Below are 13,481 nucleotides of genomic sequence, written 5' to 3'. Positions count from 1 at the left end.
TTCATACTTGGGCAACATCAGCCCTATGAAGTTTGAAATGAAGGCTGCATGACAGAGTAAAGTATCCTCCACTTTAGTGCAGCGGGTCCATACATCAAAAAATGCCGCACAATGAAAAAGGTGATGCCTGCTCTATTGCTCACACTGTTTCTGTCAATTCTGCTGGCTGGATTACTTGGTTTTGATGTACTGGGGAAACTCTTTTGATCTCAGAATGGTGGCATCACCCATCAACTCACAAAAAAACCACTACCTTTGGCGACGTAAAATAATTAGCGACAGGTACCAATAAAACATCACCAACACCAATGAATGTTCCTGTTTCTCCATATTCCCCGTCATTACAGCGAAGGTCGGAATCTCTATTTTGATGTGTTCAACAGCTTCCGGCCTACGTCGCAATGACAATTTGCTGTATCCAATTAACCAACGTCACTGAAATCGGTGCCCTCTCATGATAAAAACTTGAGAGAACACGTATCTCTCAAGGCACGAACATGACAAATAAAACCATCATCAGAATTGGGCTCATCGGGACAATCGTTACCGTGATCAGCATTTTTTCACCGCTGCTGTTATGGTTTCTCGAAGCGTTGAACCTGATGGCGTTGAACGAGGTTTTGGGCTATATCCTGCTGCCCGCCATGACCATTTTTATGATCATTCTTGGTATCGGCCTATGGACCAAAGCGCCGAGTTCCCGGCCTGAGTAATTGGCCCCTGACTTGACCCACGTCACAGTCCTGGTTCATCGCCTGTGCTAGGTGTCAGAGAACGCACAAAAGGAGTTCTCGCAATCATGTGGCTTGCCGTTGTACCGATTATCGTTCTGGGCTTTTTCCTGCTGATCACGTGGGATGCACTGTCCCCTGTGCAATTTGTGAAACAACATATGGCAACCCGAAAACATCGCCAAATGCTGCAATCCAAAAGCAGACGCAGCTGATTTTTTAAGGAATTTTGTCTTCAGACTATCGCGCATCATTTGGGTTGATCGGGGCGTGGCGACGATTGGGCAGAGGCGTTGAAAGATCATCAACTGTTTTATACTGTTCGATAACAGACTTGGCTTTTGCGATATCGAAATAGTTCTCCCGCACACCCAATTCAAAACGCCCCAGCTTTTCCGCCTCAAAATTGAGCTCTATATTCTCTGTGCGCGGATCACGATACTTGTCTGAATAAAAGGCCAGCTTATGTCCAACATGAACTTTTTCCACATGCTGATGAAAATGACGTTCTACAATCTCATCCAGAAACTCGATCTTCTGAATATCCGCCCAGGGAATTTTCTTTTTCATTTTAAGCGCATGAAAAACACCGTCCTGATCAATCCGGATCAATGTCTTTTGTTTAAGTAATCCGATTTTACGGTAAAAGAGAAAACAAACACACACGATTGATGCAAAGAAAATCCCAGCATAACCAACATAACTGACATCAATCTCCAAGAAGTACGGGGCCACAAAGGCTGCAAGAGTGAACAGACCAATAAAAAGGCTCGTCATATTGAAATAGATGAGCCGCTTTGGCACAGCGACAAAAAAGTTATCTGGTACGGACATGTGTTTTTGATTTCTTCAAAGCCATTCAATGATCTTTGAATAAACTCACACTTCCTGCGCGCAAACTCAACTTTTAAATCGACCTATTTAGCGCTAGATTGTCCCTTCTTACGGCCTCCTGACAACAAGGTGAAACATGAAACTTTCCATACTAAAGCTGCTTATCCTCATTCCTCTGTTCAGTCTTGTCACCTTTACACCAACGCCGGGGCATAGTTTTAACCTGTTTAATGACCGTAAAGCAGAGCTCAAAACCGCAGTTGATACCGCGTACGGCGTTATCCTTTATTTTGAAAAGCAAGCGAATGAAGGGCTCATGGAAACCGAAATCGCCCAACGTGCCGCCATTAAGATTTTACGCAGCATCAGATATCTCAAATCAGAGTATTTCTGGATCACGGATTTGAGCAACAAAATGCTCATGCACGGTATACTTCCCCGACTTGAAGGAAAGAACCTTACAGGGTTTGCCAATCCAGAAGGGAAAAAGATATTTCAGGTAATAGCTGATGACGTTCAAAAATCACCAGAGAAAGATCATTTCATTGAATACCAATGGCCCAAAGCAGGCTTAGACGGTACTGCAACCAAAATAGCTTACTCCCGGCTAACACCGGGCTGGAATTGGGTGATCTCAAGCAGCCTCTATAAATAGCCCAACAAAAAACACGTTATAAATCTATGATCTCTGATGACATCAAAGACAAAAACGCCAAGATGGAACGTCTCTATGAACTTTTGTCTCAACGACTTGCAGATAAGGCTGACTATGAAGAAACACGGGCGGAACTTGAAAGACTGGTGAGCTATTGGGCCGACAACACATCTGCTTTTATCCTTGATACCCAGACACAAGCCGACTGTTTCCACGTCACGATCCGCATCCAGAATCATCCGTTCGACCTCATTCAGCTATATAAGGGTGATCAGGGCGAAGCGTTTCTGAATATTAGCCCACCAGATGAAAATGATACTGTCCCCCTTCAACTTCGCGTATTAAATGAACTCATTCTATTTCTCAGTGATGGCGTAACCTCTTAAATTAGATTATGCTTTTATCCATTCATTCACAGGATAAGGCATCGTCATGTTTAAAACGATACTGCGCCTCTCGCTTTTGAGCCTGCTGTTTTTCCCGACATATTCAATGGCCGAGACCATCACCATCGCCACGGGTGGCAAGAGCGGGGTTTATTATCCCATCGGCCAAGCGATCTGCGACCTGATCAATAAAGACACCGCCAGCCATAAAACCGATTGCCGTGTGATCAGCACGGGTGGTTCCATCGAAAATGTATTGGGGCTGGATGACAAGAAATATGACTTCGCCCTTGTGCAATCTGATGTGCAGATGTATGCGCTTAATGGGGTCAAAACCTTTCGGGATCGTTCCTCCATGGTGTCCTTGCGCTCCCTCTTGTCGCTCCACAGTGAACCACTGCACCTGATGGTCGCTAAAAACAGCGGCATCAAATCTTTCGACGGTTTAAAAGGCAAGACGGTTAATCTGGGCAATGCCGAGTCAGGGTCACGTGCTTTGGCAGATTTAATTTTAAAAGAAAAGGGCTGGAAGCATGACAAGTTTGCTGCCGTCACCGATCGCTCTTCCAAAGACCAAATCCAGGCGTTGTGTGACGGTAAAGATGATGCGGCCTTCTGGGTTGCAGGCCTTGCCAATCAGGCCATGACGGATGTGGCGAAAAACTGTGGTGTGCGGCTAATTTCCATCACCGGGGAATGGGTACGCATTCTATTGCTGGATAACCCGCAATATGTCGCAACCCGTATTCCAGCCAAGACCTACCCGAACATGACATCCAAGGTCAGCACCTTTGGTCCCAAAGCGTCCCTTCTTACTCATGCGGATTTGAAGAAAGACAAAGCCAATCTGGTCATGAAAACAGTGTTTGAAAACCTTGAGACACTGAAAAAAGCCCACCCTGCCCTTGCCCAGCTAAAACCGAAGGAAATGGTCGAAGATGGCGTCATCGCGCCGTTTCATAGCGGAGCCATGGCTTACATTCTGGAAAAAGGCTTGCTGCGCTAAAAGAAAAGGGTGAAACGATTTCAAACCGTTTCACCCTTTTTATTCATCAGCCCTTAAAGCTTAAGGGAACATTGGCTGCTGTGTCAGCCCGGCTGTTTCGTCAAAGCCGAACATCACGTTCATATTCTGCACCGCCTGGCCAGATGCGCCTTTGACAACGTTGTCTTCCACGCAAACCAGGATGGCACGGCCTTCTGCACGATCGGCAAAGACACCGATCAGGCAATAGTTCGACCCACGCACATGACGGGTCGCCGGGCTTTGGCCTTCTTCGACCACACGCACGAATGGGTCATTGGCATATGTGTCATTCAGGGCCACACGCAGATCTTCCACACTCGCGCCATTATCCAGCGTGACATAGATGGTGGACAGAATACCCCGGTTCATAGGCATCAGATGCGGCGTGAAGGAAACGGTCACAGGCTCCCCACAAGCTTCAGACAGCCCCTGTTCAATTTCCGGCCCATGACGGTGCGTACCCACACCATAAGCATGGATGGCATCAGAAACTTCGCAGAACAAGGTGCCTTCTTTCGGGGCACGCCCTGCCCCTGTCACACCGGACTTGGAATCAATGATAATGCCATTGGTGCTGATCAGGCCTTTTTGTACCAGCGGGATCAAAGGCAGCTGGGCAGAAGTTGGGTAACATCCCGGGTTTGCGACCAGACGCGCCTTTGCGATTTCGTCACGTTTCAATTCTGTCAAACCATATACCGCTTCTTTCTGCAGTTCTGGTGCGCGATGTTCGTCGCCATACCATTTGGCATATTCTTCGATGTCTTTGAGACGGAAATCAGCAGACAGGTCAACAATACGTACATTTTCAGGCAGGCTTGCGATAAAGGCCTGCGTTGTCCCATGTGGCAGACAGCAGAAACACACATCAATACCTGACCAATCCACATCATCCATCTTTACCAGATCTGGCAGATCCAGGCCGCCCAAATGCGGGAACACATCGGCCATACGCATGCCAGCTTTACGATCAGCCGTCATGGCGGAAATTTCCACATTGGGGTGATTGATCAGAAGACGGACCAGTTCGGCACCTGTATAGCCACTCGCCCCGACAATTGCTGCTTTGATTGTAGTCATGATTTTCTCTTAAATTCTTGCATAAAAAAAGGACCCGAACGGGCCCTCAAATCAGAGTCCATATACACCCGTTCAGATAGTTAGATATCTTTGGCTGTCAATCGTCGCATGGCTCTGTCTTTCTTTAATAATGAAACTGTTGGCATTCTTTTATCAGTTCTGGGCAGGAAATCCAGTTTTTTGTTCCAATTCTTCCCACCAACAACCCCGATTAACATGAAACCGTCATAAATCTTTAGGGTATCCTTAATGATCCGCGCGTAACCTGTAGAGGATAAAAGATAGAAAGATGTGAGAATTTAAGATGAATAAAGAACAAATTTTTCTGGTGAAGTACGGCATTCATAACTTTGTAAGCTGCGCATTGAATGGCGGTAAACAGGTTTTCTATATCCGTAAATCAGAACGTGACACCATGATCGCCCATGCCAAAAACCTGATCCAGGGCGGCTATGGCGAAACAGCTGACATTCGTGTCATCTGACCAAAGCTTTGATTAAAGCGTAAAGACAAGCCAGGGCGAGAAATGTTTCATCGCCCTTTTTTGTGTCTGCTTACTGCCCCAACAACGCGCGTTTGGCTGCGATATTATCGTCAATCCCCTTCAGGATTTCATACGCCTTGCTGGATGTAAGGTTCAGATGTTCTGACAGTTCCAGCAGCAGTTCACGTTCAGCCCGGTCAGATTGACCATCTTCTACACCTTCGATCATGGCCATGATATTGTTTTTGATCTTGTGGAAGGCTTCTTCATCAGAAAGGGTGCGCACTGTCTGCACTACGCGGACCACATCACCATCGATATAAATAATGTCTTCGGCACGCGTCTCGTCATCCCCCACGTCAATGGCTTGCACAACGACAGGCAACCAGCCGAGGTTGGCCAACGTCCCTTTGGCAGAACCGTTCAACGGTTCCCCCGTTTCCGGATGTTCCGGGATTTTGGCGAATTTGATAAGCTTCCCACCTTCGACATATGCAAACATTTCTGGCCCTTCGTTATATTACGTTGGACGCATGCTAGCATATGTCAAAACAACTACCTAGTGATCAATATCACAGCCATTTCTATTTTTTAATGATGGTCGGCCACTGCTTATCCGCACTGGCGATAAAGCCCGGAATATCGCCTTCCCAGCGGTTCTTCACATCCGCGTTATAATTCAGGTAAAGCTTGCCATCAACAATGCGCCAATGTTTGGCATCACCCTTGGCCGTATAACCTTGAGATACCGCCCAGGCACAATAACCACCATATTGCGGGGCATAGGCAGCAGGATTACTTTTAAAAGTATCCAGATTTTTCTGACTGGCAAAGCGGAATTCCGCTCCTTGATAATCCATGGTGAAATCACCCGATCCTTTGGTGGCTTTTCCATCAATAAAATAAGCCACCGGATCATAACCTTCGACCGCAACATTGGACAGATAGCCCGTATAAACCGGGTCCGCCCCCGCATATGCAGGGGACGTAAAGGCGGCCCCGCCTGCACTTAACCCTGCAACAACAACGGCTGCAGACAAAATTTTAATCGCTTTCATCATGAAAGCAGTATGGCCTGCACAAGGCAGACCATACAAGAAACAGTAAATCAAATTTTCGTGAGCGAAAGAGGCGGATTACACATCCAGATCTTCAACGAACTTCGCACGTTCCTGAATAAACTGGAAACGCAGTTCCGGCTTTTTACCCATCAGGCGGGTCACCAGGTCTTTGGTGTCCTTGGCATCTTCAATATCATTGTCATTTTGACCAACAGGGACCGTTACACGCAAAAGCGTGCGGTTCTTCGGATCCATGGTGGTTTCTTTCAACTGCGCAGGTGGCATTTCACCCAGACCTTTAAAGCGGCTGATATCGACCTTTTTGTTTTTGAACTCTTTTTCCATCAGTTCATCTTTTTCCAGATCATCCATGGCATAGATGCTCTTGGCGCCCGTTGCCAGACGATAAAGCGGTGGCTGGGCCAGATACAAACGACCGGATTCAACAAGACCCGGCATTTCCTGATAAAAGAACGTCATCAAAAGCGAGGCAATATGCGCCCCATCCACGTCCGCATCAGTCATAATGATGACTTTTTCATAGCGCAAATCATCAAGTTCAAAGCTTTCACGCGTTCCGCAGCCCAAAGCTTCCCCCAGGTCATTTAGTTCCTGGTTCGCATGGATTTTATCGATGGTGGCAGAAGCCACGTTCAACACTTTCCCCCGCAACGGCAGGATGGCTTGGGTTTCACGGTTACGGGCCTGTTTGGCTGAGCCCCCCGCAGAATCACCTTCCACCAGGAAAATCTCGGTGCCGTCAGAAACGGAGCGCGTACAGTCAGTCAGCTTGCCCGGCAGACGCAGGCGTTTGGTCGCCGATTGGCGCTTCATCTGTTTCGCGCTTTTCTTGCGCAAACGAATTTCTGCACGTTCAATCAGATATTCAACCAGTTGCGTGCCAATCTCCGGGTTTCCGGCCAGCCAGTGATCAAAATTATCACGAATGGCGGTTTCAACCAGTTTGGCAGCTTCGGCTGTCCCCAGCTTTTCCTTGGTCTGCCCCTGGAACTGTGGATCACGGATAAAGGCCGACAGCATAATACAAGCGCCATTGATCACATCTTCTGCGGTGATCTTGGAAGCGGCCTTGTTATTGATCAGTTCACCGTACGCACGGATACCTTTGGTCAGCGCATTGCGGAATCCCTGTTCGTGCGTTCCGCCCAATGGTGTTGGAACCGTGTTACAGTAAGAATTAAAGAAGGCTTCTTCATCTTCCGGCCAAGCGATGGCCCATTCGACCTTGCCCTGTTCTTCCGGGAATTTGATATCGCCGGCGAAAGGCTCATCCGTTTTGGCTTCGCGACCTTCCAGCACGTGGTTCAGATAATCAGACAGACCACCTGGGAAGTGCAGTACCCCTTGCGCAGGTGTTTTATCGCCTTCTCTAATCAGGCTTTCCGCACATTTCCAGCGGATTTCAACACCTTTAAACAAATAAGCTTTGGATCGGGCCATCTTATAAAGGGTCGCAGGTTTAAACTGCAGGCGCGCGCCAAAAATCTGCGGGTCCGGATGGAAAGTAATCATGGTGCCGCGACGGTTATTCACCTGACCTTCATTCTTTAACGGACCTTCGGGAAGACCACGGCTAAAGCTTTGACGATACAATGTGCGATCCCGCGCGACTTCAACGGTCAGCGCATCGGAAAGGGCGTTTACAACCGACATACCGACCCCGTGCAGACCACCAGACGTCTGATAGGCCTTGCCGGAGAATTTACCACCGGAGTGCAGCGTGGTCAGAATCACTTCAAGGGCAGACTTGTCTTTGAACTTTGGATGCGGGTCAACCGGGATACCGCGACCATTATCGCGAACGGTGATAAAACCGTTTTCATCCAGTTCCAGTTCAATGCGGCTGGCATGTCCAGCCACCGCCTCGTCCATGGAGTTATCGAGAATCTCGGCAACCAGGTGATGATAGGCGCGTTCGTCCGTGCCACCAATATACATGCCAGGACGTTTCCTGACAGGTTCCAGCCCTTCCAGAACCTCGATATCCTGCGCTGTATAATCACCGTCAACTTTTGGTGTGTCGTTCTCAAATAGATCCGTAGACAATTTAGTTATTACCCCTGATAAAAATTAATCGCGCAGATGATAGGAAGGATGGACCTTTCGGGCAAGCATGATATTGTCGTTATCAACAGCTTTTTTTACTTACCCCCAAGATTTGGATACCCCCCATGCAGAATAACGAGACTTCCCCCAGTGGCACACCCGCAATCCGCACCCTCGCCATGCCTGGTGACACGAACCCCAACGGCGATATTTTCGGCGGCTGGGTCATGTCCCAAATGGATTTGGCAGGCGGCATTACCGCAGGCTGGCGGGCACAGGGCCGTGTCGCCACCGTTGGTGTGGAAGCCATGTCTTTCCTGAAGCCGGTCCGCGTTGGTGATGTGGTCTGTGTCTATACCGATATCGTCAAGGAAGGCAACACATCCATGTCCATCAAGGTGGAACTATGGGCATTGCGTCAAGCAACGCTGAAACGTGAAAAAGTAACGGAAGGGATTTTCACCTTTGTTGCCATTGGCGAAGACGGCAAAAAACGCGCCCTTCCGCCCGCACCAGACAATACATTATCCCTCACTTAAAAAAATGGCGAAGCAATGCAGGTCGGGCAACCTCGGGGATTAAACATTGCTTCGCCTATTCATCAAACCGGCCTTAGTTTCGGGCAGTCACAATAGCTGGTTTGACGTGTTGTAAAAAGCGGCTGGTGGCCTGAGACAGCGTCTGCCAGTCATCGCCCTTTCCCGTCATGGACACAGGACGGCGCGCAGGTTTGACGTAATCCGTCTTTGCATAGCGTTTCAAGATTTGTGCTTCACCTAATTCACGATAAGCCATCTTACAAATTCCCGTTTTGTTCTCTTTAAAAATTACAAAATAAAAGACCAGGCGTAACCGGCCACAAAGATACTGCTTAACGCGAGGAACTCTTTTGCAAAGGTAGGGATATACATGTCTCTTCACTCCAAATGTCTGCGACTCGTTAAAAGAACAATGGCAGAACATTTAGAACCTGTCAAGGTTTGTTCTCAAAATGTTCCATCTTACTTTTGGGGTTGAAACCAGCAGCACATTGTCGCACTCTGTATAAAAAATAGGGATGCTTAAAACAAATGAGTGAAAACAAAGAAGAAATCAAAGATTTCACCACAGCCGAACTTGGCGCGTTAGCCCACCTTTATCGTGGTGAGGTCTATCGTTCCACCACTTGGCGAACCCGTCTGGACAACACCACCAACTGGGCAGTTGTCACCACAGGGATTGCTTTTTCCATCACCTTCAGTGGACCCAACGCGTCACCCCTGCCGCTTGTTCTGGTCGGTCTATTGGTCATTGTTTTTCTTGTATTTGAAGCCCGACGCTATCGTTATTTCAACGTCTGGCGTGCGCGTGCACGTCATATCGAAACAGAACTTTATGCCCCCATGTTGCTGGGCAAAGACTATGAACGTCATGGCGACTGGCATAAAATTCTCGCCAACGACTATATTCATCCGCGCCACCATATCAGCATGATCCGCGCCGTCGGCAGGCGTCTTCGTCGCAGTTATGCCTGGTTGTTAAGTATTCAGTGCATTGCCTATTACGGCAAACTGATCATCCACCCCGAACCCATCCTGAAAATGAGCGATATCTTCACCCGTGCCGATATCGGCCCGATTTCCGGTGAAATTGTCATCTTCATGCATGTGCTTTTCCACAGCACCTGGATTATCGTTGCCATCGCAACCCTTTATCACGACAAAATCTCGCACCTGAACCGTCGCTATAAAGGCATCGGGATGGGATAGCCTCCTCTGTGAACATCTAGCAAACGCAAAATGTACTCTTTCACCAAAAAAATCACCTTCTGGTTAACTTCATAAGAAACCTATGCCGCAATGATAAATTAATGATGTTTTTTAGTTGTATTCGCAACACCAAAGTCTATATGTATATCTACGGATAACCAATTATAAAAAACACGCTGAGCATCTACTCTTTGATGGAATATCAAAAAGGAAATGCCATGATGAAGTCGCTCGGTTTAAAAGCTAAAATTCTGTCTTCCTTCCTGCTGGTTTTAAGCCTGACAGCCTTGTCTTCGGGGGTGGCATACAAACAATTTGTCGTTGTCGGTCATGAAGTGGATGAATTTGCAGAGATCGTAGAATCCACCACAGCTGTCAGTCATATTGAAACCATGTTTCTTAAACTGAGAAGCCATGCACGTGAATATGCCAACACGGCACAGGACGATGATGCAAAAGCAGTCCATGAGATCGGGTCTAAAATCACGCAAGAACTGGACCGCGCCATTCAGAGTGCAAAATCAGATACCCATAGGGCTGCACTGAACACCATGGCAATGGATGTGAGTACCTATCTGACTGATTTTGCACAAGCTGAAAAACTGGAACATCATTTCCTGAAACTCATTGATGAGCACCTCATTCCTGAAGGGGAGAAAATAACCCACGACATTGATGAGATTCTGAAAGAAGTAATTGAGCTTAAAAACGACCAGGCCCGCCTTTATATCGAACAGGTCCAAAAACACGCCCTTCTCACCCGCCTCTATTCGAATGTCCTGATTGGTCATTCAGACCAGAAGATTGCAGCAAAACTGAAAGAGGAATTCAAACTCCTTTACGAAAATGTTGATAAGTTATCGGCCGTCACTCAGACCGAGTTTGAAAAAAAGCTTACCGATGAAATAAGAACGCTTGCCCATGACTATGAAAAAACCGTCCATCAGGTTCACCATGAAGAACTTGAACTGCGAAGCCTTATTGACGGCAAAATGCTTGAAACGACAAAGCATCTGGTAAACGAAGCAGAACAACTGCTGGAAAATGCGACAAAGCGGGAAAAAATAGTCCGTGACGAAACCATAAACAACATTGAAACCGGCGAGCTGGAACTGGTCCTGATTGGCGTAGGCAGCTTTGTTGCTGGCGGGATCATGGCCTGGATATTGGGTGGAGCAATTTCCAATCCTGTAAAAGCCATGACAGGGATTATGCAACGCCTGTCCAATGATGATCTGAACATCATTGTCCCTTACACCGATAAAAAAGACGAACTAGGTGAAATGGCATCTTCCGTCAATTATTTCAAAGAACAGATGCTGGCCGTAAAGCGACTAGAACAGGAACAGGAAGAACAAAAGCTTCAAGCCGAAGCCCAGCGCCGTGTCGCATTGATGAAAATGGCTGATATCTTTGAAGAAAGTGTCGGTAAAGTGGTTGAAACAGTGACCGCTGCGGCGACTGAATTGCAAGCCGCCTCTGCTCAGATGTCCAATACAGCCCTGCAAACAAGCGACCAGGCCGTCACGGTCGCAGCGGCATCCGAACAAGCGTCTGCCAATGTGCAAACCGTGGCGTCTGCAACCGAAGAATTAAGCAGTTCAAATCAGGAAATCGGTCGCAATATCCAACAGTCTTCCAGCGTATCAAGCGAGGCAGCTTTGAAAGCACAAAGCACCAAATCAACCGTTGCGACATTAATCGAAGAAGTCAAAAAAATTTCCGGCTTCGTAAAAATGATCAACGAAATTGCAGAACAGACCAATATGCTGGCCTTAAATGCCACCATTGAGTCAGAACGTGCAGGCGAAGCAGGAAAAGGATTTTCCGTCGTTGCTTCCGAAGTGAAATCTCTGGCAATGCAGACTGCTTCCACCACCAAAGAAATCGTTGTACAGATTGACCATGTCAATCAGGCAACCCAGCAAGCCTCCAGTGCCATGCAGGACATCGAAAAATCCATAACCAACGCCGACCAGATCACCAGTTCGGTCGCCGCAGCCATTGAAGAACAGGTCGTCGCCACAGAAGAAATCGCCCGCAGTGTAGAACAGGCTGCCAAGGGAACAGAAGAAGTGAACCTGAACATCAAGAAGGTGGAACAGGGATCCAACGAAACAGGCGCATCTGCCAAACAGATTGCCACTGCCTCCCAGGAATTGTCCCAACAGGCTGAGTATTTAAAAGAAGAAGTCGCCAAGTTCCTTCATCAGGTGCGTGCCGGCAATGATGACAAACAACTGTTGAAATGGGATGAAAATCTGGAAACCGGGGTCGGCATGATTGATCAGAGCCATCGCACGTTCTTTGAAGAAATCAACCGTTATCACGGCCTTCTGCTCAGTGGTATTGATCGCGACCAAATCGATCAAGCACTCAACAAAGTCATCCTTTCATTTGACCAGCATTGTATCCTGGAAGAAAAAGAAATGACAAAATCCTGCTATCCCGGCCTTGCTTCCCACATTCCGGTTCATCGCGAAATGTCCGCAAAGCTTAAATCCATTAAATGCAGATTTGACGAAGGCGAAGATGTCAGTCTTGAATTCTTCGACACGTTGGCAAGCTTCCTGATGGAACATACAGAAGTTCTCGACAAAGATTTCGCCCTCTATCTCGCGACAGAGCGTCCCGAATTTCTCGTCAGTCGTGTGGCTTAGCTCAACGCACCCATTTGGGGTCAGGCAGGGTTGCAAATAAAGCGCGCAGCCCTTCGCCCCAGATTTTCCCGATATTGTTGAAATAGGGATCATCTTCGCTGATTAAGTGACTTTCTGTACCTTCCAGATTGTCACGCGGGATAATGGTTAGATCAATGGGCAGACCGACCGAAAGGTTCGCATTAATCGTTGAATCAAATGACACCAAGCCACATTTCACCGCTTCAGGGATCGGTGTTCTAGGCGTCAGAACGCGCTTGATAATGGGCTTGCCATATTTGGTTTCCCCGATTTGGAAATAAGGTGTTTCTTTTGTGGCTTCAACAAAGTTTCCGGCGGAATAGACATTAAACATCCGCATCCGACGCCCCTTGATCTGCCCGCCGACGATGAAGGAGGCGGAAAACTCTACATTATGGGCCTTTAAGGCTTCGCCTTCTTCTTTATAGACATCACGCACGGCTGACCCCACGATGCGCGCAACTTCAAACATGCTGCTGGCTTCGTAAATGTTGCGTTTGGCCCCTTCATGTTCCAGCGCTTCTTCCAGACGACTTATGACATTCTGGGTGATGGCAAGGTTGCCTGCGACCAGAATAACGACCCGGCGGTCATCCTTTTCATCAAACAGGAAGGTTTTGCGATAAGACGCGATACTATCCACACCTGCGTTGGTTCGTGTGTCGGACATAAAGACCAGTCCGCCATCCAGCAACATCCCTAAACAGTAACTCATTTCTTTGCAGGC

At 47.7% G+C, this 13,481-nt stretch carries 16 protein-coding genes; 9 read left to right on the top strand and 7 right to left on the bottom strand.

The annotated features are described in order from the left end of the window. Nucleotides 1-497 precede the first annotated feature (497 nt). Both RYZ26_RS18185 and RYZ26_RS18180 read left to right on the top strand, forming a co-directional pair. On the top strand, nucleotides 498-713 hold the full coding sequence (locus RYZ26_RS18185; RefSeq protein WP_317684676.1) for a hypothetical protein: 216 nt from the start codon (nucleotides 498-500) through the stop codon (nucleotides 711-713). Nucleotides 714-799: 86 nt separating this feature from the next. Beyond that, entirely contained in the window at nucleotides 800-946 is a 147-nt protein-coding gene (locus RYZ26_RS18180; RefSeq protein ID WP_317684675.1) for a hypothetical protein, read from the top strand. A 25-nt stretch (nucleotides 947-971) separates the two neighbouring features. Here the strand turns inward: RYZ26_RS18180 and RYZ26_RS18175 are convergent, their stop codons facing one another. After that, a complete protein-coding gene (locus RYZ26_RS18175; protein ID WP_317684674.1) occupies nucleotides 972-1,565 on the bottom strand; it encodes a hypothetical protein in 594 nt (197 codons plus the stop codon). Between the two features lie 136 nt (nucleotides 1,566-1,701). Between RYZ26_RS18175 and RYZ26_RS18170 the strand changes: the two genes are divergently transcribed. From RYZ26_RS18170 to RYZ26_RS18160, 3 genes are read left to right on the top strand one after another with little or no spacing between them, the layout of a single operon-like run. Continuing rightward, on the top strand, nucleotides 1,702-2,220 hold the full coding sequence (locus RYZ26_RS18170; RefSeq protein ID WP_317684673.1) for a cache domain-containing protein: 519 nt from the start codon (nucleotides 1,702-1,704) through the stop codon (nucleotides 2,218-2,220). A 26-nt stretch (nucleotides 2,221-2,246) separates the two neighbouring features. Continuing rightward, on the top strand, nucleotides 2,247-2,606 hold the full coding sequence (locus tag RYZ26_RS18165; protein WP_317684672.1) for a hypothetical protein: 360 nt from the start codon (nucleotides 2,247-2,249) through the stop codon (nucleotides 2,604-2,606). Nucleotides 2,607-2,652: 46 nt separating this feature from the next. Beyond that, complete coding sequence (locus RYZ26_RS18160; protein ID WP_317684671.1) at nucleotides 2,653-3,612, top strand: TAXI family TRAP transporter solute-binding subunit; 960 nt, start codon at nucleotides 2,653-2,655, stop codon at nucleotides 3,610-3,612. Between the two features lie 60 nt (nucleotides 3,613-3,672). Here the strand turns inward: RYZ26_RS18160 and argC are convergent, their stop codons facing one another. Then, nucleotides 3,673-4,716, bottom strand: a complete 1,044-nt coding sequence (gene argC / locus RYZ26_RS18155; protein WP_411576883.1) for an N-acetyl-gamma-glutamyl-phosphate reductase — start codon at nucleotides 4,714-4,716, stop codon at nucleotides 3,673-3,675. 301 nt (nucleotides 4,717-5,017) lie between these two features. Between argC and RYZ26_RS18150 the strand changes: the two genes are divergently transcribed. Then, nucleotides 5,018-5,197: a hypothetical protein gene (locus RYZ26_RS18150; protein ID WP_317684669.1), complete on the top strand. Its 180-nt coding sequence runs from the start codon at nucleotides 5,018-5,020 to the stop codon at nucleotides 5,195-5,197. 70 nt (nucleotides 5,198-5,267) lie between these two features. On the opposite strand, the gene RYZ26_RS18145 is transcribed toward RYZ26_RS18150, so the two are convergent. The 3 genes from RYZ26_RS18145 to parE all read right to left on the bottom strand — a co-directional run bounded on the left by RYZ26_RS18145 (nucleotide 5,268) and on the right by parE (nucleotide 8,334). Further along, nucleotides 5,268-5,699 carry a hypothetical protein gene (locus tag RYZ26_RS18145; protein ID WP_317684668.1) on the bottom strand — a complete coding sequence of 144 codons (432 nt, stop codon included), beginning with the start codon at nucleotides 5,697-5,699 and terminating at the stop codon, nucleotides 5,268-5,270. 82 nt (nucleotides 5,700-5,781) lie between these two features. Beyond that, the gene (locus tag RYZ26_RS18140) at nucleotides 5,782-6,258 is read right to left on the bottom strand and encodes a YHS domain-containing (seleno)protein (protein ID WP_317684667.1); all 477 of its coding nucleotides are present in this window, start codon (nucleotides 6,256-6,258) and stop codon (nucleotides 5,782-5,784) included. 75 nt (nucleotides 6,259-6,333) lie between these two features. Further along, the gene (gene parE, locus RYZ26_RS18135; protein WP_411576882.1) at nucleotides 6,334-8,334 is read right to left on the bottom strand and encodes a DNA topoisomerase IV subunit B; all 2,001 of its coding nucleotides are present in this window, start codon (nucleotides 8,332-8,334) and stop codon (nucleotides 6,334-6,336) included. Nucleotides 8,335-8,450: 116 nt separating this feature from the next. On the opposite strand from parE, the gene RYZ26_RS18130 reads away from it, so the two are divergent. Beyond that, entirely contained in the window at nucleotides 8,451-8,864 is a 414-nt protein-coding gene (locus RYZ26_RS18130) for an acyl-CoA thioesterase (RefSeq protein ID WP_317684665.1), read from the top strand. Between the two features lie 73 nt (nucleotides 8,865-8,937). Here the strand turns inward: RYZ26_RS18130 and RYZ26_RS18125 are convergent, their stop codons facing one another. Continuing rightward, nucleotides 8,938-9,120: a hypothetical protein gene (locus RYZ26_RS18125; RefSeq protein ID WP_317684664.1), complete on the bottom strand. Its 183-nt coding sequence runs from the start codon at nucleotides 9,118-9,120 to the stop codon at nucleotides 8,938-8,940. Between the two features lie 275 nt (nucleotides 9,121-9,395). Here RYZ26_RS18125 and RYZ26_RS18120 point away from each other — a divergent pair, with 275 nt between their 5' ends. Continuing rightward, complete coding sequence (locus tag RYZ26_RS18120) at nucleotides 9,396-10,073, top strand: DUF2270 domain-containing protein (RefSeq protein WP_317684663.1); 678 nt, start codon at nucleotides 9,396-9,398, stop codon at nucleotides 10,071-10,073. Between the two features lie 218 nt (nucleotides 10,074-10,291). Further along, on the top strand, nucleotides 10,292-12,733 hold the full coding sequence (locus RYZ26_RS18115) for a methyl-accepting chemotaxis protein (RefSeq protein ID WP_317684662.1): 2,442 nt from the start codon (nucleotides 10,292-10,294) through the stop codon (nucleotides 12,731-12,733). A 1-nt stretch (nucleotide 12,734) separates the two neighbouring features. Here RYZ26_RS18115 and RYZ26_RS18110 read toward each other — a convergent pair whose 3' ends face one another. After that, on the bottom strand, nucleotides 12,735-13,469 hold the full coding sequence (locus RYZ26_RS18110; protein WP_317684661.1) for a proteasome-type protease: 735 nt from the start codon (nucleotides 13,467-13,469) through the stop codon (nucleotides 12,735-12,737). Nucleotides 13,470-13,481: the final 12 nt, after the last annotated feature.

The organism is Terasakiella sediminum, assembly GCF_033100395.1.
Taxonomy (GTDB): domain Bacteria; phylum Pseudomonadota; class Alphaproteobacteria; order Rhodospirillales; family Terasakiellaceae; genus Terasakiella.
The sequence above is the reverse complement of the archived record's forward strand: the minus strand, read 5'-3'. Positions and strand labels throughout refer to the sequence as shown.